Raw genomic sequence first — 24,973 nt, forward strand, 5'->3', positions numbered from 1 at the left:
GCACCGTCAGCCCTCAGACGTCAGCCGGCATCCGCGCGGTGCCCGCGTCCGGTGCCCGCCTGCGGTACCGGACCGCGCCAACGCCGGGTGCCCCGTGAGCGTTAACCTTTTGCCTGGGATTCCCCGCGGGTGGTTGGCTGCCCGCCATGAGGCCCGTGACCGAGAAGGACATCCGCGCGTCGTTCGTCAACTGCTCCAAGGGCGAGGCCAAACGCATGGCGCTGCCGCGCGACCTGACCGAACAGCCTTGGGACGACCTGGACTTCCTCGGCTGGCGCGACCCCGCCGCCCCCGACCGCTGCTGTGTCGTCGTCGAACGCGGCGGCCTGCTCACGGGCGTGGCGCTCCGCTCCCCCGCCCGGCAGCCGGGCCGCGCCCGCCCCGGCGGGGGCATGTGCTCGCTGTGCCTGACCACGCACCCGGCCGACGGAGTGGCCCTGATGGCCGCGCCCAAGGCCGGCCGGGCAGGGCGCGAGGGCGACTCGGTCGGGCTGTACATGTGCGCCGACCTGGCCTGCTCGCTGTACGTGCGCGGCAGGAGGATCCCCGACGGCGGCGGACGCCTGGAGGAGTCGCTGACGGTCAAGGAGCAGGCGGAGCGCACCAGGGCCAACCTCCTGGCCTTCCTCGACCGGCTCCACGCGTGAGCATCGGCCCGGAGCAGCTCGCGGCCGTCGCCCTCCTGGCCGCGGTCGCCCACGGCCTCAAGGGCCTCACCGGCTTCGGGCCCGCGACGCTGTTCGTCCCGGTGGCGTCGCTGCTGTTCGGCCAGCCGACCGCGGTGGCCGCCTCCGGGGTCCTGGACGCCACCTCCGGCGCGGCGCTCACCACCGCGGACCGGAGCGTCCGCCGGGGCCGGGAGGGCCTGCTGACCGGCGCGTTCATGGCGGCGGGGACGGCCGCCGGGGTGGTGGCCCTGACCCGCGTGCCCGAGGCCGTGGCCGCCACCGCCCTGGTGCTGGCGGTGCTCGCCGGCCTGGCGGCGGTGGTGGACGCCGGGCGGCGGGGCCCGGTCCGCGAGTCCCGGCCGCTGGACGCCCGTGACGGGGCGGCCGGTCTGCTGGCCGGATTCGTCGGCGGCCTCACCGGCATCGGCGGGCCGCCGCTGGTCGTCCACCTCCAGCGCGTCCTGACCCCGCACGACCTCAGGACCGTGGTGACGCGCGTCCTGCTGGTGGCGGCCGTGGTGCGGGTCGCCACGTTCCTCGCCGTCGGCGACAACGCGCAGGTCACGGACGCGCTGCTGCTGGCGGCGGTGTGCCTGCCGCCGCAGCTCGCCGGGCTGCTGGCGGGCACCCGGCTGGCCCGCCGCGTCCCCCCGGCCCGCCTGGCGGCGGTCAACGGCGCGGTCGTCGCCGCCTCCGTACTGCTCGCCGCCATGGGTGCCCTGCTGTAGCCCCGCCGGTTGCGAGGCGCCCGGCGGCGGGGCGGAACGGCACGGGCGCCGGGGGCGGCGAACCGTTCCTCCGCCGCCCCCGGCGCCCGGCGCACCCACCGTGTCCGGCGTACCGGCTAGATCAGGCCCTGCGCCACCATGCCCTGCTCCACCAGCTCGAAGCCGGCGATGTTGGCGCCGGCCACGTAGTCGCCGGGGCGGTCGTAGCGCTCGGCGGTGGTGTGGCAGAGGTTGTGGATGTGCCGCATGATCTCGGTCAGCCGGGCCTCGGTGTGCTCGAAGGTCCACGAGTCGCGCGAGGCGTTCTGCTGCATCTCCAGGGCGCTGGTGGCCACGCCGCCGGCGTTGGCCGCCTTGCCGGGGCCGAACAGCACGTCGGCCTCGCGCAGCACGCGCACGCCCCCCGGGGTGGTGGGCATGTTCGCGCCCTCCCCGACCGCCTGCACGCCGTTGCGCACCAGTGTCGCGGCGTCCTTCTCGTCCAGCTCGTTCTGGGTGGCCGAGGGCAGCGCCACCTCGCACGGCACCTCCCAGACCCGGCCGCCGGGGACGAAGCGCGCCCCGCCGCGCTCGGCGTACTCGGACAGCCGGCCGCGCTCGTCGAGCTTGACCTGCTTCAGCAGTTCCAGATCGATGCCCTTCTCCGCGACGACGTAGCCGCCGGAGTCGGAGCAGGCGATCGGGACGGCGCCGAGTTGCCGCGCCTTCTCCATGGCGTAGATGGCCACGTTGCCGGAGCCGGAGACGACCACGCGCTTGCCCTCCAGGGTCTCGCCGCGCGTCTTGAGCATCTCCTCGGTGAAGACGACCAGGCCGTAGCCGGTGGCCTCGGTACGGGCCTGCGACCCGCCCCACAGGACGCCCTTGCCGGTCAGGACGCCGGCCTCCCAGCGGTTGGTGATCCGGCGGTACTGGCCGAAGAGGTAGCCGATCTCGCGGCCGCCGACCCCGATGTCGCCCGCCGGGATGTCCGTGTACTCACCCAGGTGGCGGTACAGCTCGGTCATGAAGGACTGGCAGAAGCGCATGACCTCCGCGTCCGACTTGCCCTTGGGGTCGAAGTCGCTGCCGCCCTTGCCCCCGCCGATCGGCATGCCGGTCAGGGCGTTCTTGAAGGTCTGCTCGAAGCCCAGGAACTTGATGACCCCCAGGTTGACGGACGGGTGGAAGCGCAGACCGCCCTTGTACGGGCCGAGGGCGCTGTTGAACTCCACCCGGAAACCGCGGTTGACGTGGGTCCTCCCGGAGTCGTCGCTCCACGGGACGCGGAAGATGATCTGCCGCTCAGGCTCGCACAGGCGCTCGATGAGAGATTCGTCCAGCAGCTCGGGGCGCCGGGCGAAGACCGGTTCGAGGGATTCCAGGACCTCCCACACGGCCTGGTGGAACTCCTTCTCGCCGGGATTGCGGTGCAGTATCCGGTCGTAGATCTTCTCGATCACGCGTACTCCTAGAAGGTGCGGCTCCTGTTTGTTCCGCCGGTTCCGCTGACCCCTGCGGAACCCGTGAAACGCATGACGCCGAGCACCCCCATGGAGATCGGGTGCTCGGCGTCTTCGTCGACGTGGCGGACTTCAAGCGTGACACGCCTCGGCCGCGGATTCCTCCCGGGGTGCCCCGGGTACCCCGGCCCGGCGGCCGGAAAACGGGACGGCGCGGGAGAACCGGGCCTCCATGGCCTCGGTCTCCGCCATCTGCCGTGCGGCGGCGTTGACCAGATGGGCGGAGATGCCCATGCCCGTACGCTCGGCATGGGCTCTGACGCGCTCGGCATGCTCGCCGTCCAGGCCGACGCCGATCCTCGTCCTGGCCATGGACGCACTGTATGACGCGTATCACGCCCTGCTCCGCATCCTTCTCGGCGCCGACCGGTGACCGCCGCCCAGGACTACAAACGCTCCGGCTGGTAAGGGATTCGAAGTCTTCGGCGTCTTTGGCGCGCGTGCGCGGGCGCCCGCGCGGGAAGCGGGGTACGAGCGCCCGTGCGCCGCGCGGCGCTCTTGGACGAGCAGAGGGAAACCATTAGGTTAGCCTCACCTAATTTGACGGCCGCTCAGGCGGCCCGGGCAAGCACCCGGAGGGAGGGGACGTGAGCGCTTCCGACGGCGGCTGACGCCGCGCACCGGACGACCGCACCGCCTCCCCGACCGTGCCGCACCCAGCGAGGTAGAGCCCGTGTCCATCGTTCTCCCGCCCTCCGCCGCCCCGCGTTCCGCCTACCCCGCCGACATCCTGCCCGAGCCGGTCCGCCGGCGCCTGCTGGAACTGGCGGAGGGCGAGACGCCAGTCTCCGCCTACCTCTACGACGGCCGGGCCGCCGCCGCGCGCGCCCGCGAGCTGCGCGCCGCGCTGCCCGAGTGGGCGGCCGTCCACTACGCGGTGAAGGCCAACTCCTTCCCCGGTGTCGTACGGGCGCTGGCCCCGTACGTGGACGGCTTCGAGGTCGCCTCCCGCACCGAACTGGAGCTGGCCCTGGCCGCCCTGCGGGAGCGGGACGGTCCCGGAGGTACGCCGGACTCCCCCGCCTCCCCGGCCCCCGTCGTCGCCGCCGGGCCCGCCAAGTCCGTGCCCGTGCTGACCGCCCTGGTGCGCGCCGGGGTCGAGGCGATCAACGCCGAGAGCCTGCTGGAGCTGCACCGCGTCAGCCGTATCGCCGTCGCCGAGGGCACCACCGCCCGGGTGGCGCTGCGCGTCAACCCGGCTGCCGGTACCACCGCCGCTCCGGCCTCGGGGTCGCTGCGCATGGGCGGGCGGCCGTCGCAGTTCGGGGTGCCCGAGCCCGACGTGCCCGGGGTGCTGGAGCAGGCGCTGCGGCTGCCGGGACTGGATGTCACCGGCTTCCACATCCACGCCGCCTCCAACAACCTCGACGCCGAGTCCCAGGCCGCCCACCTGCGCCGTTGCGTGGAATGGAGCGCGGCGACCGCCCGCGGGCACGGCGTGGACCTGCGCATGGTCGACGTCGGCGGCGGCATAGGCGTGGCCTTCGAGGAGCTCGCGGGCGAGCGGCCCTTCGACGTCGCCCGCTTCGGCGAGCTGGTCGCGGAGTGCGAGCCGCCGCCGGGCGTGCGGGTGGTCCTGGAACCGGGCCGCTTCCTGGTGGCCGACTGCGGCTGGTACGCGGCCGAGGTCACCGACGTCAAGCACAGCTACGGCACCGCCTTCGCCGTGCTGCGCGGCGGCATCAACCACTTCCAGCTCCCCACCTCCTGGGACCTGGTGCACAACATCGCCGTCCTGCCCGTCGACCGCTGGCCCGACGGCCTGCCGCGCCCGGAGGCGGCCGGTACGCGCGTCACCGTGGTCGGCGAGCTGTGCACTCCGGAGGACACCCTGCTGCGCGATGTGCGGGTGGACCGAGTCCGAGCGGGGGATCTGGTCGTTTTCCCCTACGCGGGTTCCTACGGCTGGGAGTTCGCGATGCACGGCTTCCTCGGCCATCCCGTCGCGGAACGCCACCTGCTGTGACCACCGACCACCCCCCGAGACGGCCGCCGGGCCGTACCGCCGACGCCTTCCTCCCGACGGAGCGACGCAGTAACGGAGCGAGAACGCCATGACCGTGCCCACCGCACCTCCGACACCGGCCACCGGGGCCGCCGGCCCCGCGGCCCCCGGCTCCGCCGCCGCGCCCACCGGGCGGCCGGCGTGACGGGCCGCGTCCGCGCGGCGGAGGCGGGCTCCCCGGCGCCGGGCGTACCGGGTGCCCGGGACGGCGGCGGCCGGGCCGAGGCGCTGCGCGCACTCGTCGACGGGCTGCTGGCGTCCGCCGCCCACACCGGTACGGAACCGCCCGGCACCGCCCCGCCGCCCGGCACCTCCGCCCTGTCCGGCGCCGCCCCGCTGTCCGGCTCCGTGGACGGCCCCGGCGCCCTGGAGCCGCTGCTGCGCGCCGCGCTCGCGGCGCTGGAGGAGGGCGCGGCCCGGCGCGGCGGCCCCGTACCGGCGCTCGAACCCGGCGAGCTGGCCGCGCGCGTCGCCGGGGAGTACGCGGCAGCCCGCGGCGCGGCGGCCCTGCCCCGGCTGACCTCCCTGCTGGCGTACGGCAGCGCCGACCCGGCCGACCCGCTGTGCGCGGCCCATCTGCACTGCCCGCCGCTTGCCGTCGCCGTCGCCGCCGACCTGGCCGTCTCCGCCCTCAACCCCTCGCAGGACTCCTGGGACCAGGCGCCGGCCGCCACCACCCTGGAGACGCTGCTGCTGGCGGAGCTGGCCGGGCTGGTGGGGTACGGCGAGGAGGCCGCCGGGGTGCTGACCTCCGGCGGCACCGAGTCCAACCTGATGGGCCTGATGCTGGCCCGCGACCGGGTGCTGGGGCGCTCGTCGGGGCGGCAGGTCGAACTGGAGGGTGTGCCGCGCACCGGCCCGCGCCCCCGCGTGTTCACCTCCGCCGCCGCGCACTTCTCCGTACAGCGCGCCGCCGCGCTGCTGGGCCTGGGCGAGGACGCGGTGGTGCCCGTCGGCATCGACCACGCCCAGCGCATGGACCCCGGCGCGCTGGCCGGCGCCCTGAGGCGGTGCGCGGAGGCCGGCGAGCTGCCCGTCGCCGTCGTCGCCACCGCCGGGACGACCGACACCGGCACGGTCGACCCGCTGCCCGAGTGCGCGCGCCTGGCCGCCGAGTACGGCGCCTGGTTCCACGTGGACGCGGCCTACGGCGGCGGCGCGCTGCTGTCGGACCGGCTGGCCCCGCTGCTGGACGGCGTCGAGCTGGCCGACTCCGTCTCGCTGGACTGGCACAAGCTGGGCTGGCAGCCGGTCGCGGCGGGCGTCTTCCTCGTCCGGCGCGCGCAGACCTACGCCTCGCTGGCCCGCCGCGCGGTCTACCTCAACCCGCGCGACGACGAGGAGGCCGGCTACCCCAGCCTGCTCGGCCTGTCGCTGCGCACCACCCGCCGCGCGGACGGCTTCTCCATCGCCGTCACCCTGCGCACCCTGGGCCGCGAGGGGCTGGGCCGGCTGGTGGACGCCTGCCACGACCTCGCGCTGGCCGGGGCGGCGGCGGTGCGCGCCCGCCCCCGGCTGGAGCTGCACGCCGATCCGGTGCTGACGGCGTTCCTCTTCCGCTACGTGCCGCGCGGGCACGACGGTTCCGAACGGACCGATCCCCAACGGACGGACCGGATCAACGCCGCCCTGCGGCGCAGGCTGCTGCGCGAGGGCCGCGCGGTCGTCGGCCGCACCGAACTGCCGGGCGAGGGGCCGGGCCGGGTGCGGCTGAAGCTCACCCTGCTCAACCCGCACGCGACGCCCGCCGACGTCGAGCGGCTGCTGGACGCGGTCGCCGAGGCGGGCCTGGCGGAGGAGCGGGCCGGGGAACGCACCGACGCACAGGCCGGGGAGGAGTCCCTGTGAGCCCGGACCCGCTGGGCGGAAACCCGTCCGCGCCCGACGGCCGCCCGCACGGCACCGGCCCGCACGGTCCCGACCCGCTCGACCACCCCGACCCGCAGCGCGCCGCCGGCGCCGCCGCGGCCGAGCGGCTGCTGCGCGCGTACGTCCGCGAGACCGGCACCGAGGTGCCGGCCGCCGGGCAGTCGCTGCATCTGGTGCTGCCGCTGAGCAGGATGACGCTGCGCGTCCCGGTGCGCTACCGGTCCGCGACCGGCTGGCACCGCTTCGGCGAGGTGCGCGTGGTCACCTCCGAGCAGGGCGGCAGCCTGCCGGCCGACATCGCGCTGGCGGCGGCGGGTCTGGTCCGGGAGTACGCGCTGCGGCGCGGCCGCTCCCTCCTGGACGGAGGCGACGCGGTGGCCCGGGTGCTGGACTCGGCCCGCCGCACCGCCGTCCATCTGGCCCGGCGCCGCGCGGAGGCCCCGGGCACGGCGGGTCCGACCCCCTTCCTGGACGCCGAGCAGGCACTGCTGCTGGGCCATCCCCTCCACCCCGCGCCCAAGAGCCGGGGGGAGGCCTCGGACGCCGAGCTGGAGGCTTACTCGCCGGAGTTGCGCGGCTCCTTCCCCCTGCACTGGTTCGCCGCGCACCCGGACGCGGTGGTCGGCGAGAGCGCGGACGGCCGCCCTGTCGCCGAGCTGCTGCGGTCCCTGGCGGCGGGTGTGGAGGTGCCCGCCGGCATGGTGCCGGTGCCCGCCCACCCCTGGCAGGCCCGCGAGGCCGTACGCCGCCCGGAGACCGCCGCGCTGCTGGAGGCCGGGCTGCTGCGCCCGCTGGGGCCGGCCGGTCCCGCCTGGTATCCCACCTCCTCGCTGCGGACGGTGCACCGGCCGGACGCGGAGGCGATGCTGAAGCTGTCGCTCGGCATGCGGATCACCAACTCCCGCCGCAACAACCTCCGCGGGGAGCTGCGGCTGGGGGTACGGGCCGCGCGGCTGCTGACCGCCGGATCGCCGGACCGCCCCGGGCCGGGCGGGTGGCTGCGCGCCGAGCACCCGGAGTTCGGCATCCTGCGCGACTTCGCCTGGGTGTCGGTGGGCCACGGCGAGGGGAGTGGTGGTGACGCCCCGGAAGCGGGCCCGGAGACGGGCCTGGAGACGGCGATACGGGACAACCCCTTCCGGGGCGGGAGCGGGAGCGGGACCGGAGGCGGGGCCGGCGAGGCGCTGTGCGTGGCCGGTCTGCTGGCCGAGCGCACCGGCCCCGGCGACGGCTCCCCGCCGCCGTACCGCTCCGCGCTGTGCGAGGCCGTGGAGCGGGCCGCCCGCGCCCACGGCGTCTCCGCCGCCGAGGCCTCCGAGCGCTGGCTGCTGCGCTACCTCGACGTGCTGGCCGTCCCCCTGATCCGCCTCCAGGCCCACCACGGGATCGCGCTGGAGCCGCACCACCAGAACACCCTGGTGGCGCTGGGCGCCGACGGGCTGCCGGTGGCGGGCCGCTACCGCGACAGCCAGGGCTACTACGTCGCCGCCTCCCGCGCCGCCTCCTTGGAGCGGCTGGTGCCGGGCCTGTACGAGGGGGTGGAGCTGGTCTTCGAGGACTCCTTCGTCGACGAGCGCGTCGCCTACTACCTGGGGATCAGCAACCTGCTGGGCCTGGTGGGCGCGTTCGGCTCGTTCGGCCTGGCCCGCGAGGAGCGCCTGCTGCGCGTGCTGCGCGGCGCGCTGGAGCGGCTGCGCGCCGCCGAGCCCGGCGCCAAGGGTCTGCTGGAGACGCTGCTGGACGCGCCCACGCTGCGCTGCAAGGCCAACTTCCTCACCTGTGTGGACGGGCTCGACGAGCTGGTCGGCGACGTCCACACCCAGTCCGTCTACATCGACCTTCCCAACCCCCTCGCGGAGGCACAGCGGTGACCGACCACTCCACCCCGCCGCACGGCGTGTACGACCTCGTCGGCGTCGGCATCGGCCCGTTCAACCTCTCCCTGGCCGCGCTCTGCGACGGCGTGCCGGGGCTGGACACCCTCTTCCTGGACCGCCGTCCCGCCTTCTCCTGGCACCCCGGCCTGCTGCTGGAGGGCACCGTCCTGCAGGTTCCCTTCATGGCCGACCTGGTGACGATGGCCGACCCCACCAGCCGCTGGTCGTATCTGAACTACCTGCGCGAGCACGGGCGGCTGTTCCCGTTCTTCTTCTCCGAGCGCTTCCACATCCCGCGCCGCGAGTACGACCACTACTGCCGCTGGGTCGCCGAGCGCCTGCCCTCGTGCCGCTTCGGCGCGGAGGTGACGGCGGTGGAGTGGGACGCCTCGGCCGAGGCGTTCGCCGTCACCCACCGGCCCTCCGGCGCGCCTTCCGGCGGGGGCCGGGACGGCGGCCGGGAGGAGCGCGTACTGGCCCGGCGGGTCGTGCTCGGCGTCGGCACCACCCCGGTCGTGCCCGAGCCCATGCGCCCCCTGCTCGCGCCCGCGCACGCCGGGCGCGTACTGCACAGCGCCGACTACCGCACCCACCGCGCCGCCCTCGCCGGCAGGGACGACGTGACGGTGGTCGGGGCGGGGCAGTCCGGCGCGGAGGTCGTGCTCGACCTGCTGCGGCACCAGGACGGCGAGGGGCGCGGCGGCCCGTACGTGCGCTGGCTGGCGCGCACCCCGGCGTTCGCGCCCATGGAGTACTCCAAGATCGGTCTGGAGCACTTCACCCCGGACTACGTGCGCTACTTCCGCACCCTGCCCGAGGCCGTCCGCGACCGGCTGGTGCGCGAGCAGTGGCAGCTCTACAAGGGTGTCAGCGAGCAGACCCTCGGCGAGATCCACGACGAGCTGTACGAGCGGACCATCGGCGGCGGCCGGCCGCGCGCGGACCTCCATCCGGGCGTGGAGATCACCGCCGTGCGCCCCGTGGAGGACTCCGGGGGCCGCGGCTACGTGCTGGGCTGCCGCCACACCGGGCAGGGCACGGAGTTCGAGGTGCGCACCTCGGCGGTCGTCGCGGCCACCGGCTACGCCGCCGTGCGCCCGGCCTGCCTGGACCCGCTGGACAAGCTCGTCGACTGGGACGCGCGCGGCCGCTACCGCGTCGGCGGCGACTACCGCGTCGCGCTCGACGAGAGCGTCACCGGCGCGCTGTACGTGCAGAACGCCGAGATGCACACCCACGGCGTGGGCGCGCCCGACCTGACCCTCGGGGCCTGGCGGGCGGCGGTGATCCTCAACTCCGCCGCCGGGCGCACCGTACTGCCCGTGCCCGAACGGGCGGCCTGGACGACCTTCGGCGCGCCCGAGACCGGGGCGCGCGAGCCCGGGGCGCGCGAGGCCGGGGCACGTGCCGGGGAGGCGGCCCGGTGAGCACCGTCCCCCGCGAAGCCTGGCGGGAGGCCGGGCGCAGACTGCTGACCAGGGCCGTCGAGGAGTTCGCCTACGAGGAGTTGCTCGTCCCCGAACCCGACCCCGCCGCCTCCCCCGACGCGTACCGGCTGGACCTGGGCGGCGGGGTGTGCTGGACGTTCCGCGCCGCCCGCGGCTCCTTCGGTTCCTGGCGCCTGGTCCCCGGCACCCTGCGCCGCCGGCCCGCGCCCGGCGGCGTCACGGGAGAGGAGGAGGGTGAGGAGGCCGGCCCGGAGCGGCTGCTGCTCGACGCCCGCTCGGTGCTGGGCTGGGACGGCCCGACCACCGCCGAGGTGCTGCGCGAGCTGACCGCGACCCGCCGCGCCGAGGCCCACGTCATATCCCGCGACCTACCCGCCGCCGAACTGGCCGACCTGGACCACCTGGAGCTGGAGTCCCACCAGGACGGCCACCCCTGCATGCTGCTCAACAAGGGCCGCCTGGGCTTCTCCGCCTCCGACGCCGCCGCCTACGCCCCCGAGGCGGCCGGCGAGGTGCGGCTGCGCTGGGCGGCCGTCCACACCACCCTGGCCTCGTATTCGGGGTATCCGGGCGCACCGGGCCTGGACGCGGACGCGCTGCTGGAGCAGGAGCTGGACGCGGCCGTGCGCGAACGTTTCGCCGCCTCTCTCGCCGAGGCCTGCGCCCAGGGCCCCCACTCCCCGGGCGACTTCGTCTGGCTGCCGGTCCACCCCTTCCACTGGGACGAGGCCGTGGCCACCCTCTTCGCCCCCTACCTCGCCGACGGCCGGATCGTCCCCCTCGGCGAGGGCCCGGACCGCTACCGGCCCCTGCAGTCGATCCGCACCCTCGCCAACCTCGACCACCCCGGCCGCCGCAACGTCAAGGTGCCCCTGCTGATCCGCAACACCCTGGTGTGGCGCGGGCTCTCCACCGAACCGACCAAGGCCGCGCCCGACGTCAGCGCCTGGCTGCACACCATACGCGACGGCGACCCCTACCTCCGCGACGAACTGCGCTTCCACCCCCTGGGCGAGGTGGCCTCCGTCGCCGTGCACCACCCGCTGTACGAGTCGGTGACCGACGCCCCCTACCGCTACCACGAACTGCTGGGCGCGGTGTGGCGCGAGCCGGTGACCGCCCTGCTGCGCGAGGGCGAGAGAGCCCGCACGATGGCCGCCCTGCTCAAGACCGGCTCGGACGGCAGGGCGCTGGTGGCCGAACTGGTGGAACGTTCCGCCCTGCCCCCGCGTACCTGGCTGGCCCGCTTCCTGGCCGCCCTGCTGCCGGGGCTGCTGCACTGCCTGTACCGCCACGGCATCGCCTTCTGCCCGCACGGCGAGAACACCGTGCTCCTCCACGACGCCCGCGAGGTGCCCGTCGGCATCGCGCTCAAGGACTTCGCCGAGGACGTCAACCTGCTCCCCGGCCGCCGTCCCGAGTACGCCGGGCTGCCACAGCGCGCCGACGCCGTACTGCTGCGCTGGCCGGCGCACGAGCTGGCGCACTCGCTGCTGAGCGCCGTCTTCGCCGGCCACTTCCGTTTCCTGGCGCCCCTGGTGGAGGAGCATCTGGGCGTCCCCGAGGCGGACTTCTGGTCCCTGGTGCGCGCCGAGGTCGGCCGCTACCACGCCCGCTTTCCCGAACTCGCCGACCGGTTCGAGGAGTTCGACCTGCTCGCCCCGTCCTTCGACCGGGTCGCCCTCAACCGCGAGCAGCTGCTGGGCGGCGGCTTCCACGACCGCGCCGAACGCGACGAGGGCTTCGACGTCGTCCACGGCACCGTCCCCAACCCCCTGGCCGACGCGAAGCCCCTCACCGAACCGTCCGCGGCAGCCGCACCCGCCGCTTCCACCGAGGAGCCCAGTTGACCGACCCGTACGAGCGGCTGCGCGCCGAGGCCGAGGCGGGACGCGTGGAGGAGGTGGTCGTCGCCGTACCCGACCTCCAGGGGCGGCTGATGGGCAGCCGCCTGTCCGTGCCCTACTTCCTTCAGGAGGCCGCGCGCGACGGTTTCGGCGCCTGCGTCTACCTGCTCGCCACCGACGTGGAGATGGACACCGGCCCCGGCTACGCCATCGACGCCTGGGACAGCGGCTTCGGCGACTTCGTCCTGCGCCCCGACCCGGCCACCCTGCGCACCGTCCTGCCCTGGGACGAGGGCACCGCCCTCGTACTGGCCGACGCGGTGTGGCCCGGCAGCGGCCTCGAGCACAGCCACGAGCGCGAGCCCGTCGCCGTCGCCCCCCGCCACGTCCTGCGCGCCCAGCTCGACCGGCTGGCCGCCCGCGGCCTGACCGCGTACGCCGGCACCGAGCTGGAGTTCCTCGTCTTCACCGCCTCCTACCGCGAGGCGTGGGAGCGCCGCTACACCGGCCTGCGCCCCGCCGCCCGCTACAACACCGACTACTCCCTCCAGGGCCTGGAGGAGGTCGAGCCGGTCGCCCGCCGCATCCGCCGCGCGATGACGCGCGCCGGGCTGCGGATGGAGACCGCGCGCGGGGAGTGCCACCCGGGCCAGTACGAGATCGTCTTCCGCTACGACGAGGCGATGGCCACCTGCGACAACCACGTCCTGTTCAAGGACGGCGCCAAGCGGATCGCCGCCGCCGAGGGCGCCTCGCTCACCTTCATGCCGAAGTTCGACGAGGGCGAGGGCAACTCCTGCCACGTCCACCTCTCCCTGCGCGGCGCCGACGGCACACCCGTGCTGGCCGACCCGTCCGCCGGGGACGGCATGTCGGAGCTGATGCGGCACTTCGTCGCCGGTCAGCTCGCCTGCCTGCCCGACCTGGCCCTGCTGATGGCGCCCAACGTCAACTCCTACAAGCGCCTCCAGCCCGGCGCGTTCGCCCCGACGGGCGTCGCCTGGGGCCGCGACAACCGCACCTGCCCGATACGGGTGGTGGGCTCGGGGCCCTCCCTGCGCATCGAGCACCGCGTCCCCGGCGGCGACGCCAACCCGTATCTGGCCGTCGCCGCCGCCGTCGCCGCCGGGCTGTACGGCATCGACAACCGCCTGACCCTGCCGCCGGAGCACACCGCCAACGCCCTGGCCGACCCGTCCGTCCCCCGCCTGCCCGCCACCCTCACCGAGGCCCTGCACCGCTGGGAGAACAGCGGCATCGCGGCCGAACTCTTCGGCAAGGAGACCGTCGCCCACTACGCGCGGGCCGCCCGCGCGGAGCTGTCCGCCTTCGAACGCGCGGTCACCGACTGGGAGCGCGTCCGCGGCTTCGAACGGCTGTGACGCCCAGCGACGCCACGAGGCCTGCCGGACGACACGTCTCTCGATGCTTCCCCGGACAGGGCGGCCGGGGAAGATTCCACAGAAAGCACAACAGGCACCACGACGGGTCGTTACAGTCTGACCGCACGTCCGCGCCTTCGCGGCCGCCGGCCGATGGGGAGAGGTCCGGCGGGGCGGTCCGCCGACCTCCGGGAGAAGCGGACGGCGACCGAGCACATCGCCGGATCCGGGGGGATCACATGGAGATCGAACTCGCCGATGCCGTCGCCGCCGTGCGCGACGGCCTGATGGAGGCCGCGTCCCGCGGCGCGGGCCAGGACATCGCCTTCGAGGTCGGCCCGATCGAGATGGAGTTCCAGGTCGAACTCCGGCAGGAGGTCCGGGGGAAGTCGGGCCTGCGCGCATGGGTCCTCACGGCCGGCGCCGAGGGCGCCCTGTCCCGGGGCCGCGGCCACCGTGTGGCCTTCACCCTCACCCCCCGCCGGTCCGACGGACGTGCCGTACTGGTCTCGTCCGAGGGCGAGGCCCCCGGCCCCCCCGAAGCGTTCCCCGAGGGTGCGACGCGCTCTCACAGGCGCTGACTCCCGGCACTGAATCCCAGCACTGACAACGGACAGATCCCCTCCCTCCGGTCGTCGGGCCGGAGGGAGGGCACGGATACGCCGCCGAGCGGTGGATAGGCCGGGGGATGGACAACGTACGCGTGGTACAGGTGTCGACCGCTGAGAAACCCGCTGAGGGATGGGGATCCGGATACGAGATCCTGCCGGGCCTCGTCCTGACCGCCGCTCACGTCGTGGGGCAGACGGGTGCTCCGGTCCGGGTGCGCAGACAGGGGGAGGAGCCCACACACGAGGGACAGGTCGAGTGGCGCGGCATGCCCCTCGGTGCGTATCCCCACGATCCGGGAGGGCGGCACGACCGGGGGGTCGACGCGGCCCTGGTCCAAGTGCCCGACTGGAACAAGTCCTCCGAAGACCGGCGGTTCGCACCGGACCGACCGCGCTGGGGACGCATCGTCGGGGAGCGGGACCGCGTGGAGTGCCGCGTGTGGGGGTTCCCGTACGCGGAACACCGTCCGGGGGAGAGCACCCAGATCCTCGGCACGATCAATCCGGGCAACGGCTTCATCGGCGGCACGTACGTGGTCGACTGCGACACCACCCCGCCGCCTCCGGCCGAGGGCTCGCCGTGGCGGGGTGTCTCCGGGGCGGCCGTGTTCTGCGGAGACCTCCTGACCGGCGTCGTCTTCGCCGAACTGCCGGGTCACCGGCCCGCCCGGCTGGAGGCGGAGACGGCCACCGCCCTGCTCCGGGCGGAGGGTTTCCTGGACACCGTCAACCGGTACGGGCCGCCGGGCATCCATGTCCTCGAGCCCGTCGAGTACGCGGAGTTCGCCGATCGGGACCACGGTCCCGGCCTGGTCCAGGCTCCCTCCTCGGTCATCGAACTGCTCCACCCCGCCCGGGGGATCGTCCCCTTCGGCGGGCGTGACGGACAACTGGCCCTCCTGCGCGAGTGGTCACGGCGCCCCGGACCGGGAGCGGCCCTGGTCCATGCTCCCGGCGGCCGGGGGAAGACCCGCCTGGTTCTGGAGTTCTCCCGCGAACTGGCTTCGGGAGAGGAGGACTGGGCGGTTCTGTGGCTGGGCTCCAAGGGCGTCACCCCTGGTGACATCCGCCGGATGCCACCGCCCACAGTGCCGCTGCTCGTGGTGGTCGACGGCGCCGACGGCCACGTGGAGGAGGCCGCGGCCGCGGTGGAGTTCGCCGCTCGGAACCGGGGGGCCCGGGTCAAGGTCGTGATGACGGCACGGTCGGACGACTGGTGGAAGGACCGGCGGAGGAGCGAAGCGTCCCTTCCCGTAGCGACCCTCATGCGGGGAACGCTGAACATCCCTCTGCCTGATCTGGAGACGGACGCCGGGGCACAGCGGCGCTCGTACCAGGAGGCCGCCCTCGCGTTCTCGTCGGTCCTGGAGCACATGCCCGGCTGGGAGCACACCGGTAAGAACCTTCCCACATGGAAGAGCCTGGCCGAGGGGCTTGCCCCCGTCGAACCCGGCGAACACCTCGGCTCCCCTCTCACCCTGCACATGGCTGCTCTGGTGAGCCTCCTCGACGCTGCCGGCTCCAGAAGACCGTCGCCCTCACCCGTCGCCGGGTCCGGCGACAGCACCGTGGAGGTGGAGGAACAACTGCTGGCTCATGAGCAGTCACACTGGCTGCGCGTGGCCGCCTCGCACGGGGTGAGCCAGCCCTTACTGTCGGAGGACGCCCTGTTCGACGCGGTGGCGGGAGCGGTCGTGTTGTACCCGCAGGACCAGAGCCAGGCCAGTACGCTCGCCCAGCGTGTACCCGATCTGTCGGACCTGAGGAAGAGCCAGATCCGCTCGGTGCTCTCCTGGCTCCGGGCCGTCCTCCCCCCTTCGGGCGGCAGTCTCGTCGGTGACCTCCAACCCGACCGGCTGGCCGAGCACTTCGTCGGCGTCCGTATGAACCTGGAGAACTCGGAGCTCGCCGACGGCCTCCTGTCCGGTGCCACGCCGGACCAGGCCGCCCGGTTCCTCACCCTCACCACCCGCGCGGCGGTCCGCGGCATCCTCGACAAGGAGCGTCTGACCGACTGGTGCCTCCGCCACCGGCGTGTTCTGGTGCTCCCCGCGATCGAAGTGGCCACCGCAGTGGAGGACCCCGGACCGCTGCTGGACGCGCTCGCGGCGATCACCGAAGACCCCGGCACACCCTTGAGCGATCTGGAGGACCTGGCCGAGCACTTGCCCAGGAGCTCGCACAACCTCGCCCCCTGGGCCCTGCAACTCCACAAGCGGATCGTCCAGAGCCACCGCGATCAGGCCGACAACACCCCGGAGCGCCGGGCACGGCTCGCCGTGGCCCTGCGGGAGCTGGCCAAGCGAATGGGTTCCATGGGTCAGCACAAGGAGGCTCTCGAGACGAACCAGGAAGCCATCGGCCTGTGGCAGGCCCTGCCCGATCACCTTCCGGAGCGCCGGTCCGAGCTGGGTGCCTGCCACAACAACGCGTCCATGTGGCACAGCGCGCTCGGCCAGCGGAAGGAGGCGCTCCAGGCCGCCCGCACGGCCGTCGCGCTGATGCGTGAGGAGGCCCACCCCGAGAATCCGGTGGCACTCGACCACCTGTCGCGAGGACTGACATCGCTGGCCTCGGCCGAGAGTGAACTCGGCGACCACCGGACCGCCCTGCGGATCGCCGAGGAGTGCGTGAAGATCCGCCAGGACCTGTGCGAACAGTACGGGCGGAACGAACACTCGGTCTCCCTCCTGGCCGACGGCCTGCAGGACAAGGCCATATACCTCATGGAGCGCGGTCTACGGAGGGAGGCCCTGAGGGCAGCGGAAGAGGCCGTCTCCTTGCACAAAGGGCTGGCCGCCGACAACCCCGACGCGTTCCGGCCCGGCCTGGCCCTGGCACTCACCACCCTCTCGAGCGCCGCCCGGCTCATGGGGCGCAGGGACCGGGCGCTGGAGGCCGTCCGCGAGGCCATCGCCATCCGCAGCAAGCTGAGCGATGCCCGACCCGAGGCGTACCGGGCCGACCTCGCCAACACCCTCAACGCGCTCTCCATCGACCTGGCGGAACTGGGGTTGCGCGACGATGCGCTGGAAGCCGCCGAGAAGTCGGTGGCCATGTACCGTGAACTGGCCGTCAAGCACTCCCAGGCCCATACGTACGGCCTCTCCTTGTCCTTGAACACCCTGGCCAACAGCCTGCTCGGTCACGAGCGCCCGGACCTGGCTCTGGAGGCCGCCGAGGAATCCGTCGGAGGGTTCGAGGGACTGGTCGAGGAGCACCCGGGCGCGTTCCGCTCCGAGCTCGCGATGGCCCTCATCACCCTCGATCAGTGCCTCGAAGGCGTGGGCAGGCTGAAGGACGCCCGCGACGCTCTGGAGAAGGCCGCGTCGATCTACCGGTCACTGGTCGCCACCGATCCAGCCGCATTCCGTCCGGGTCTGGCCACCTGCCTCAACAACCTCTCCGCGCTGCTGCTCCGGACCGGGGAGCTGGAGGAAGCCCTGCGCACCGTCGAGGAGGCCATCGGCATCAACACCCGGCTGGCACGGGGGAAGGCCGCCGCCTTCGCGGACGTCCTCAACAAGAACTGGCTGGTCAAGTACAACTGCCTGGTCGGCCTGGGGCGGCTCGCGGAGGCGCTGACGGCGGGGGAGAAGGCCGTACGCGGACTGCGCTCCCTGGCCAGGTCCGCACCCGAACGGTACGAGGCCGATCTGGTCACGGCCCTCTTCGATACTGGAAGCGTGATGCAGCTCGCGGGACAGCCCGAGCGTGCCCTCCGCCGGGCGGAGGAGGCCATGAAGGTAAGCCGTCGGCTCGTGGGCCGCGATCCCGTCCGTCACCGCCACCTGCTCGCGGAGCACCTGGAGAAGTACGGCAGCCAGTTGTTCACGCTGGGCCGGCTCAGGCAGTCCCTCGCGGTCGCCGAGGAGGTGCTGGAACTCCGCCGCGAGGTGCTGGAGCATCAAGGCAACGACGCCACCCCGCCCACGCAGGTGCAGGCGCAGGTGGCCCAGGCGGCGCTGATATTCGGGAGTCGCCTGCTGTACTGCGGTCGCCGGGCCGACGCCCTGCCGCCGGCCCGGGAGGCCGTGGAGAGGTTCGAGGCACTCCACGCGGACGCCCGGGACACATACGCCGCGCCCCTGGCCTCGGCCCAGTCCCAACTGGCCACCCTGCTCTTCTCCGCCGGAGACGGCGGGGCCGCTCTCGAAACCGGCGCCCGGGCTGTGGACGTCAGCCGCTCGGTGGCCGACCCGGACACGACTGCCTTCGCCACCGCGGCGGCGTTCTCCGCGTACGGCATGATCGCGGCCGAACTGGGCGAGGAGAACGCCCTGGACCTCCTGGGAGAGGCCGTCGGTCGCTGCGAGGCCTGCGCGGAGCCCGCCGGGCCGGCCGGCAAGATACAACTCGCCCAGACACTGATGAACTTCGGGCAGCATCTGGCCGCGGTCCCCGAACGGCACCCGGAGGCACTCCAGGCCTCGGAGAAGGCCGTCACCATCCTCCAACCCCTCGTCGACGCCTTCCCCCTGCTCCGCTCGGCCATGTCCATGGCACTGGCGAACCACGGCCTCCGTCTCGCCGAGGCCGGGCGGGCGCGAGAGGCTGCCGACACCACGCAGAAGGCTCGGGAACTGGCCCAGCTGCTCGCACGCCAGGACCACCTGGCCCACCGGGACGCACACGCCCGGGCCCTCTCGGCGTTCGCCCGCGCGCGGCTCCTGACCGGGGACCGCTCCGACCTCGCCAGGGAGGCGGCGGCCGAGGCCGTGGCCCTGCTGGAGCGGATCGCGCGGGACGAGGCGGCCGCAACCGAGCCGTACCTGCGCGAAGCGCGGGACACCTACGACCGCCTGCGGCAGTAGAAAGTCCTGAGGCACCGATGCCCGTCCCTCCGCGCCGAACACGTCGACCGGTAGCTCACGACCGGAGCCGGGCCCGCCAGGGGCGGGTGACGGTCTGGGTGTAGGCGCGGTGGGCGGGGTGGCGGGCGGCGTGGTGGAGCTGCCAGTCCAAGGCGGTGCCGAACTCGACGCCGGTGTGCGACGCGGCGCCGCACACCTCGCAGGTCATGCGGTACGTGGCCGGGGGCGCGTCGGGCGCGGTGTCCGGTTCGCCGGTCCAGCCCGCCGTGTCCGGCTCGGCACGCAGACGGCGGAACATCACGGGACGCCGCCTCCCGGCCCCTGTCCCGGCCCTCGCCCCGGCGCGGGGTCCTGCGGCACGGGCCGCAGGGAGATCTCCCACAGGCACTCGGCGCCCGTGTGGCTGTAGACCACCGCCCGTCCGGCGCGCAGCAGCCGGTGGGTGCGGTCGGCCGCCGCCTCGTGCCCCCAGGCCAGGAACCGGGCGGCGGCCCCGGGGTCGTCGGGGCCCAGGCTCGCCGCGATCCGCACCGCGCGCTCCCCCGCCCACCACTGGACCTCACCGGCGTGCGCCGAGAAGCAGTCCCCGAGATGGAACATGCGCGGCCGGGGCGTGTGCAGGTAGGCGACGGCCTCGGCCCGGTACGCGGCGGGCCACCGGCCGCTCATCCGCCCTCCCCCGCAGGTGAGTCGAGCAGCACAGTGAACCACACCCACTTGCCGCCGGGCACGCAGGTGTAGCCGATGGCATCGGCCGTCTCCCGCAGCAGCCACAACCCGCGCCCGCGTTCGGCGTCCCAGTCCGGCACCTGGACGGCGGGGGCCCGGCGGGAGCGGTCGTACAGCCGGACCAGGGCCGTGCCCCGCCCCTGTCTCACCTCCAGCCGGCACCGCCGGTCGGCCACATGCCTGCACACGTTCGACAGCAGCTCCGAGATCCCCAGCCGCGCCGTCTCCACCGCCGCCCGGTCCCCGCCCATCGCGCGCACCGCCGCCGCGACCTCGCGCCGCCACACCTCGATCTCCCGCGCCTCGACGGTTATCTCCCAGGCATGGATGTGGTTGTCCGCGATGTTCCGCTCCACGACAGCCATAGGGGGCTCCAACCATTGGTAATCATTCCGACACCGATGGTTATCGGCCAACTCCGGCATATCCACCGTCATTTACCTGCCACAACTGACACACTCCTCCGACGTCGGAGAATGTCGGTTATGGCAGGTGAAGAACCTTGAACGAGGCCTTGCGGCGCGCCGTCTCGGATTCCGGTATGACTTCCTACCAATTGGCGCGCGCCTGTGGAGTCGAAGGCCGAACAGTCGATCGGTGGTTGTATGAAGGACGGGTACCCCGCCCCGGTACCCGCGCAGTTGTCGCCGACCGACTGGGAGTTGAGGAAAGCGTGCTGTGGCCCAACGCCGTGAAGGCCGTCATGAAGACCGGCCCCGACCGCGAGGTCGTCTCGGTCTACCCGTACCGCTCGGCCTGCCCGTCGTCCCTCTGGCGCTCGCTGATCACGGACGCCCGCGAGGAGCTGACGTTCGCCGGGTACACCAACTACTTCCTCTGGCTCGACCATCCGAACCTCGCCACCGTGCTCAGGAAGAAGGCCCGCGCCGGTGTCGCGGTGCGGTTCCTGCTGGGCGAGCCCGACTCCGAGACGACCCGGCGCCGCGAGACGGTGGAGCAGACCGCGCTGACCGTCTCCACCCGCATCCGCATCACGCTGGAGCACCTGGAACGGCTCGGGGACACCGAGAACATCGAGGCCCGCTACAGCCGTCACGAGGGCCACATCGGACTGTCGGTGTTCCGCTTCGACGACCAGATGCTCGTCACCCCTCACCTGTCCAACCTGGTCGGTCACGACTCGCCCATGCTCCATCTGCGGCGGCTGCAGGACGACGGCATGTTCGACCGTTTCGCCTCGCACGTCGAGGCACTGTGGAAGGAAGGAGCTCTGATCAACGGATGACTGCGGGCAGCGTTCGACACGACCTGCCGATCGAGCAGTGGCGGAAGTCCAGTTACTCCAACGCACAGAGCGGCAACTGCGTGGAGGTGGCGGAGATACCCGGCGCCGCCGGCATCGCCGTCCGCGACTCCAAGAACCTGGGCGTCCCCCCGGCCCGCGTCTCCCGCCCCGCCTGGGCCGCGTTCCTCTCGGCGGTGGCGCGAAGCGCGGTCGCGGACTCCTGACGGGGGGACGGACGCCGCAAGGCTCCCGGGGCGGAGAAGCCCACCCCGCCGTTCTCCCGCCACGCGTGGGGCCGGGGCCCTACGCCCCGCGCCGGTCGTCCGTGTCACCGCCCGCTCCCCGCAGTGGGTCTCCTTCCTGGCATCCCGTGCAGCATCAGCACCACCCCGCTGAGCAGTGACGCCGCCGCGGTGAGGACGAGCAGCGGCCCCAGCCCCAGGCCGGGGATCACCGCACCGGCGAGGGCCGGTGCCGCGACCGAGCTGACGGCCCCCACGACCAGGCAGCCGGTGAACGCCGCGCTCGCGCGGTCGGGCACCAGCTCGGCGGTCCAGACCGCCAGCACCGCCGACCCGGTCATGTACCCCGCGCCGAAGACGCAGGCCGAGACCGCCGTCGCGGCCGGGGAGTCGCCCGCGAGTCCGAGGAGGGCCAGCGCGGCGGCCACCGTCACCAGGCACAGTGCCGCGACCCTGGGGCTGCCCAGCCGCCGCGCGATGGCCCCGGTCGCCACGCCCACCATGCCGGTGACGCCGATGGCCGCGTAGAGCGCCGGGACGGCTGCAGCCGGGAGGTCGCGGGAGACGATATCGGCGGCGTAGGTGAAGTAGATGACGACGACCGCGAAGTAGACGGCGGAGTAGGCGGCCGGGACCCGCAGCGCCCTCGCGAGCGAGGAGGCCCCCTGCCGTCCGTCCGGCCGGGGGACCGGCCCGGTTCGCGGCGTCAGGCGGAGGTTCACCGCAGCGGCGGCCACGGCGGCGAGGGCGATGCAGCCCCAGACCAGGCGCCATGACCCCAGTGCGGCCAGGGCGGCCAGGCCGCCCAGCACCACCAGTCCGCCGCTGGTGCCGGTCGTGATGATCGCCAGCGCTCTGGGCCGCTGACGCGGGGACACCGTACGCGTCACGATGTCGGAGTAGGGCGCCCAGACCCAGCCGCCCGCGCTGCCGGCCAGGACGGCGCCGACTGCGAGCAGCCAGGGGTGCTGCGCGAAGCTCACGGTCACCGCGCCCACCGCGCCGCAGGCCCCGCCCACGGTCGTCGGCGCCCGCGAGCCGCGGCGGGCGGCGAGCGGCCCCGCGAGCACCAGACCGGCCAGGTAGCCGGCGAACGTGGCGCCGGCGACGAGGCCGAGTACGGGTTCGGAGAGTTCCAGGGCCTGCCGGATGTCGGGCAGCGTCAGGCCGTAGGCGTACCGGGCCATGCCGAAGGCGACCCCGACCACCGCCGCTCCGGCCAGGCCGATCCGGTTGCCCGTGGAGAGCGCCACGACCGCCCCCTTCTCCTGTTGCCCTGCGGCGTGCACCGGAGCCGCTGCCCGACGCGGCGGAAGGGACCGGAGGAGATCCATTCGCACCGTTCACCCCGGTTTGAGGTTACATCGGTGGCTCACCGGCGCCGAGGGAACAGGGAGCGGGCGGGCGGTCCGTGCTCACCTTCCCGGCCGGTAGCCGTCGTAGTCGTTCCATCCGGTGGTCCGGTCCAGCTCCTCCCAGGTGGGCCAGGGCGCGCCCGTCGCCTGTCGGACGAGCTCGCCGGGCAGGCTGAACGGCGGGGCCTTGTGAGGTTTGGCGAGGGCCTGGCCGACGATCGTGTCGTGGAGGACGGCCGCCGCGTGCAGACGGGGCAGCGCGGCGTGGACGCGTTCGGCGTGGCCGGGCGGGAGGGCGCGCGGGTCACCGAGGCCGAGGTCCAGCGCGGCCCCCGCCGTCACCAGGGCGATCTCCGGGCGCTTGCGCATCGCGAGGTCATGGTGGAGGTGGAGGGCGATCGCGTCCCAGACGATCTCGACCCGGTCGGCGGGCATCCCGCGCTCGGTGAGGAAGCGGGCGGCCAGGTCGGCGCCGTCGAGGTCGAAGGACTGGTCGCCGTCGCCCTCCGGGGTGAGCCCCGCGTCGTGCAGGACGCAGCCCAGGAAGAGGAGTTCGTCGTCGTAGTCGCGGCCGGGCAGCAGGCCGCGCCGCTCGCCGAAGGCGCGCCCGTGGAGGTAGGTCCTCAGGCTGTGGTTGAAGATCGCCGGGTGCTCGGTCCGCTTCGCGTGGTGAAGGGCCTCCAGCGCCGGCGCGGTGCGTGGCAGGGGCAGTTCCTCGTAAGGGTCCGTCATGTCATCCCTCCTGGATGCCGGATGTCGGGGGCGGGGCGGGGGTCTTGCGGATGCGGCGCAGGGCGAGCAGTCCGCCGACGCCGGGGACGAGGGCGTACCACCGTGCGCCGGTGTCCGCGGTGGTGGCGGCCTGCCAGGTGGCGGCGATGACGACCAGATACGCGGTGCCGTGCAGCGGGCCGGTGAGCGAGGTGACCGGCCGCGCGTGGACGGTGAGCAGGTTGGCCAGCAGCACGGCCAGGGTGGCGGCCTCGGCGCCGGCGGCGATCCGCAGGGTGCGCACGGCTCTCACGCCCCCGTGGTGGAGCCGGGGCGGACGATCATCAGGACGACGACGACCGCCCACAGCAGGTTGAAGGCGCCGGTGAGCATGGACAGCCGGGCCGCCGCCGAGCGCGTCTTCCCGTCGTCCGCAGCGTCGTCCGCCGCCGTACGCGCCCCCGCGCCGCCCGCCGGCCGGAGCATCCGCCGCTGGCCGGGGACGATCGCCAGGACCAGGACGGCCGCGGCGATCGCGGTCAGGACGAGCGAGGCGATCAGCCAGGCGTCGGTGAGGACGCCGAGTTGAGCCCCCGTGGCGATTCCGAAGACCGGTACGGCGATGCCGGCGACGGCGTAGCCCCGGCAGATCCGGTGCAGGAACGCGGCGATCCACGCGTCCCGCCCCTCCCCAGGCGTGCCCCCGGACCCGGCGGCCTGCCGCGCGTGGCGCGGGAAGAGGGAGGCGGCGACGGTGATCGGCCCGATCACCACGATCGCCGCCAGGACGTGGACGGACAGCAGCACCTTGGTCACCGCGGTCTCCTCACCCCGATGGTAGATATATTGGCTGCCAATACATAGCATGCCTACACAAGGATTGTGTAGGCTGCCTACTCATGAAGGCCGACGCCGTACGCGGACACCTGGACGGACTGCTGCTGGCCGTGCTGGAGCCGGGGCCGCTGCACGGGTACGCGATCATCACCGCCGTACAGCGGCGCAGCGCGGGCGCGCTCGAACTGCGCACCGGCACGGTCTACCCCGCGCTGAACCGCCTGGAGCGCACCGGACTGCTGCGCAGCAGCTGGGACTCCACCGGCGAGCGGAAGCGGCGCCGCTACGAACTCACCGACGCCGGGCGGCGCGCCCTGGCCGAGGAACGGTCGGCCTGGCAGGCGTTCACGGCGGCGATCGGCTCCGTCCTGGACCCCGCCCCGCACCCCGGGCACGCCGGATGAGCGGCACCGGACGGCGGACCGGTCCCGCCGGGGCACACACCGGGACGTACGCCGAGGAACACGCCGACGAGTACGCCGAGGCGCTGGCGTCCGCCCTGCGCGGCCCGGCCCGCGCCAAGGCCCGGCTGGTGGCGGAGATACGCGACGGCCTGGCCGACACGGTGGCCGCGTACGCCGCCGAGGGGCTGCCCCGCGAGCTCGCCGTCCGGCGGGCCGTGCGGGAGTTCGGCACCGTGGCGGAGGTGGCGCCCTCCTGCCAGCGGGAGCTGACCGTCGCCCAGGTCCGTCACACCGCCCGGGCCGTCGCCCTGGCCGCTCCGCTGCTGACCGTCTGCTGGTACCTGTTCCTGGCCACCGGGCACGGCGGCCAACTGCCTCTGGCCACGCGTCTGCTGGCGTTCCCCCTGGCCGGGTCCGCGGCCGTCGCCGCGCTGCTCGCGGCGACCGCGCTGGCGGCCACCGGCCCCCTCGCCCGGCGGCTGCCCACCCCGCAACGGCTTCCCCGGGCGACCGCCTGGGCCGGCACCACGGCCGGCGTCTGCCTGGGCGTGTCCGCACTCACCCTCGCCGCGTCCTCCCCCCTGTCGGGAAACTGGCCGGTGGTCGCGCTCGCGGGCGTCCTCGCCGCCGTGCTCCACACCGTGGTGGCGTCCTCCGCCCGCGCCTGCCGCGACTGCGCCCGCGCATAGCCGCTCCCC

The 24,973-nt window shown here is 74.0% G+C and carries 23 protein-coding genes; 14 read left to right on the plus strand and 9 right to left on the minus strand.

Annotation, left to right across the window (positions count from 1 at the left end; all coding sequences use genetic code 11):
* Positions 1–146: 146 nt before the first annotated feature.
* Together ACW69E_RS19205 and ACW69E_RS19210 are read left to right on the plus strand one after the other, a co-directional pair.
* The gene (locus tag ACW69E_RS19205; protein WP_457499496.1) at positions 147–647 is read left to right on the plus strand and encodes an FBP domain-containing protein; all 501 of its coding nucleotides are present in this window, start codon (positions 147–149) and stop codon (positions 645–647) included.
* A complete protein-coding gene (locus ACW69E_RS19210; protein ID WP_457499497.1) occupies positions 644–1,396 on the plus strand; it encodes a sulfite exporter TauE/SafE family protein in 753 nt (250 codons plus the stop codon). Before ACW69E_RS19205 ends, ACW69E_RS19210 begins: the two co-directional genes overlap by 4 nt.
* Positions 1,397–1,512: 116 nt before the next feature.
* On the opposite strand, the gene gdhA is transcribed toward ACW69E_RS19210, so the two are convergent.
* Together gdhA and ACW69E_RS19220 are read right to left on the minus strand one after the other, a co-directional pair.
* Positions 1,513–2,838 carry an NADP-specific glutamate dehydrogenase gene (gdhA, locus tag ACW69E_RS19215; RefSeq protein WP_457499498.1) on the minus strand — a complete coding sequence of 442 codons (1,326 nt, stop codon included), beginning with the start codon at positions 2,836–2,838 and terminating at the stop codon, positions 1,513–1,515.
* A 132-nt stretch (positions 2,839–2,970) separates the two neighbouring features.
* The gene (locus tag ACW69E_RS19220) at positions 2,971–3,210 is read right to left on the minus strand and encodes a hypothetical protein (protein WP_457499499.1); all 240 of its coding nucleotides are present in this window, start codon (positions 3,208–3,210) and stop codon (positions 2,971–2,973) included.
* 361 nt (positions 3,211–3,571) lie between these two features.
* Between ACW69E_RS19220 and ACW69E_RS19225 the strand changes: the two genes are divergently transcribed.
* From ACW69E_RS19225 to ACW69E_RS19260, 8 genes are all read left to right on the plus strand, one after another.
* Positions 3,572–4,864, plus strand: coding sequence for a type III PLP-dependent enzyme (locus ACW69E_RS19225; protein ID WP_457499500.1), 1,293 nt, complete (start codon positions 3,572–3,574; stop codon positions 4,862–4,864).
* Positions 4,865–5,221: 357 nt separating this feature from the next.
* Positions 5,222–6,751, plus strand: coding sequence for a pyridoxal phosphate-dependent decarboxylase family protein (locus ACW69E_RS19230; protein ID WP_457499586.1), 1,530 nt, complete (start codon positions 5,222–5,224; stop codon positions 6,749–6,751).
* Complete coding sequence (locus ACW69E_RS19235; protein WP_457499501.1) at positions 6,748–8,643, plus strand: IucA/IucC family protein; 1,896 nt, start codon at positions 6,748–6,750, stop codon at positions 8,641–8,643. The genes ACW69E_RS19230 and ACW69E_RS19235 overlap by 4 nt, the downstream gene beginning before the upstream one ends.
* Positions 8,640–10,076, plus strand: coding sequence for a lysine N(6)-hydroxylase/L-ornithine N(5)-oxygenase family protein (locus ACW69E_RS19240; RefSeq protein WP_457499502.1), 1,437 nt, complete (start codon positions 8,640–8,642; stop codon positions 10,074–10,076). The genes ACW69E_RS19235 and ACW69E_RS19240 overlap by 4 nt, the downstream gene beginning before the upstream one ends.
* The gene (locus tag ACW69E_RS19245) at positions 10,073–11,947 is read left to right on the plus strand and encodes an IucA/IucC family protein (RefSeq protein WP_457499503.1); all 1,875 of its coding nucleotides are present in this window, start codon (positions 10,073–10,075) and stop codon (positions 11,945–11,947) included. Before ACW69E_RS19240 ends, ACW69E_RS19245 begins: the two co-directional genes overlap by 4 nt.
* On the plus strand, positions 11,944–13,326 hold the full coding sequence (locus ACW69E_RS19250; RefSeq protein WP_457499504.1) for a glutamine synthetase family protein: 1,383 nt from the start codon (positions 11,944–11,946) through the stop codon (positions 13,324–13,326). Before ACW69E_RS19245 ends, ACW69E_RS19250 begins: the two co-directional genes overlap by 4 nt.
* Before the next feature lie 239 nt (positions 13,327–13,565).
* Positions 13,566–13,907, plus strand: a complete 342-nt coding sequence (locus tag ACW69E_RS19255) for a trypco2 family protein (protein ID WP_457499505.1) — start codon at positions 13,566–13,568, stop codon at positions 13,905–13,907.
* Positions 13,908–14,014: 107 nt separating this feature from the next.
* The gene (locus tag ACW69E_RS19260; protein WP_457499506.1) at positions 14,015–18,751 is read left to right on the plus strand and encodes a tetratricopeptide repeat protein; all 4,737 of its coding nucleotides are present in this window, start codon (positions 14,015–14,017) and stop codon (positions 18,749–18,751) included.
* A gap of 55 nt (positions 18,752–18,806) precedes the next feature.
* Here the strand turns inward: ACW69E_RS19260 and ACW69E_RS19265 are convergent, their stop codons facing one another.
* The 3 genes from ACW69E_RS19265 to ACW69E_RS19275 are packed head-to-tail and all read right to left on the minus strand — an operon-like array spanning position 18,807 to position 19,845.
* On the minus strand, positions 18,807–19,049 hold the full coding sequence (locus ACW69E_RS19265) for a DUF7848 domain-containing protein (RefSeq protein WP_457499587.1): 243 nt from the start codon (positions 19,047–19,049) through the stop codon (positions 18,807–18,809).
* The gene (locus ACW69E_RS19270) at positions 19,049–19,420 is read right to left on the minus strand and encodes a hypothetical protein (RefSeq protein WP_457499507.1); all 372 of its coding nucleotides are present in this window, start codon (positions 19,418–19,420) and stop codon (positions 19,049–19,051) included. The genes ACW69E_RS19265 and ACW69E_RS19270 overlap by 1 nt, the downstream gene beginning before the upstream one ends.
* Positions 19,417–19,845 carry an ATP-binding protein gene (locus tag ACW69E_RS19275; RefSeq protein WP_457499508.1) on the minus strand — a complete coding sequence of 143 codons (429 nt, stop codon included), beginning with the start codon at positions 19,843–19,845 and terminating at the stop codon, positions 19,417–19,419. The genes ACW69E_RS19270 and ACW69E_RS19275 overlap by 4 nt, the downstream gene beginning before the upstream one ends.
* A 308-nt stretch (positions 19,846–20,153) precedes the next feature.
* Between ACW69E_RS19275 and ACW69E_RS19280 the strand changes: the two genes are divergently transcribed.
* Together ACW69E_RS19280 and ACW69E_RS19285 are read left to right on the plus strand one after the other, a co-directional pair.
* Positions 20,154–20,726 carry a hypothetical protein gene (locus tag ACW69E_RS19280; RefSeq protein ID WP_457499509.1) on the plus strand — a complete coding sequence of 191 codons (573 nt, stop codon included), beginning with the start codon at positions 20,154–20,156 and terminating at the stop codon, positions 20,724–20,726.
* Entirely contained in the window at positions 20,723–20,950 is a 228-nt protein-coding gene (locus ACW69E_RS19285) for a DUF397 domain-containing protein (RefSeq protein WP_457499510.1), read from the plus strand. Before ACW69E_RS19280 ends, ACW69E_RS19285 begins: the two co-directional genes overlap by 4 nt.
* 104 nt (positions 20,951–21,054) lie before the next feature.
* Here the strand turns inward: ACW69E_RS19285 and ACW69E_RS19290 are convergent, their stop codons facing one another.
* The 4 genes from ACW69E_RS19290 to ACW69E_RS19305 all read right to left on the minus strand — a co-directional run bounded on the left by ACW69E_RS19290 (position 21,055) and on the right by ACW69E_RS19305 (position 23,850).
* Positions 21,055–22,221 (minus strand): MFS transporter, encoded by a 1,167-nt coding sequence (locus ACW69E_RS19290; protein ID WP_457499511.1) that lies wholly within the window; start codon positions 22,219–22,221, stop codon positions 21,055–21,057.
* 162 nt (positions 22,222–22,383) lie between these two features.
* On the minus strand, positions 22,384–23,055 hold the full coding sequence (locus tag ACW69E_RS19295) for an HD domain-containing protein (RefSeq protein WP_457499512.1): 672 nt from the start codon (positions 23,053–23,055) through the stop codon (positions 22,384–22,386).
* Position 23,056: 1 nt separating this feature from the next.
* Entirely contained in the window at positions 23,057–23,338 is a 282-nt protein-coding gene (locus ACW69E_RS19300) for a hypothetical protein (protein ID WP_457499588.1), read from the minus strand.
* Positions 23,339–23,343: 5 nt separating this feature from the next.
* Entirely contained in the window at positions 23,344–23,850 is a 507-nt protein-coding gene (locus ACW69E_RS19305; protein ID WP_457499513.1) for a hypothetical protein, read from the minus strand.
* 83 nt (positions 23,851–23,933) lie between these two features.
* On the opposite strand from ACW69E_RS19305, the gene ACW69E_RS19310 reads away from it, so the two are divergent.
* Positions 23,934–24,275: a PadR family transcriptional regulator gene (locus ACW69E_RS19310; protein ID WP_206347253.1), complete on the plus strand. Its 342-nt coding sequence runs from the start codon at positions 23,934–23,936 to the stop codon at positions 24,273–24,275.
* On the plus strand, positions 24,272–24,964 hold the full coding sequence (locus ACW69E_RS19315) for a permease prefix domain 1-containing protein (protein ID WP_457499514.1): 693 nt from the start codon (positions 24,272–24,274) through the stop codon (positions 24,962–24,964). Before ACW69E_RS19310 ends, ACW69E_RS19315 begins: the two co-directional genes overlap by 4 nt.
* Positions 24,965–24,973 lie beyond the last annotated feature (9 nt).

The sequence above is a fragment of the Streptomyces sp. SS8 genome (assembly GCF_054072955.1).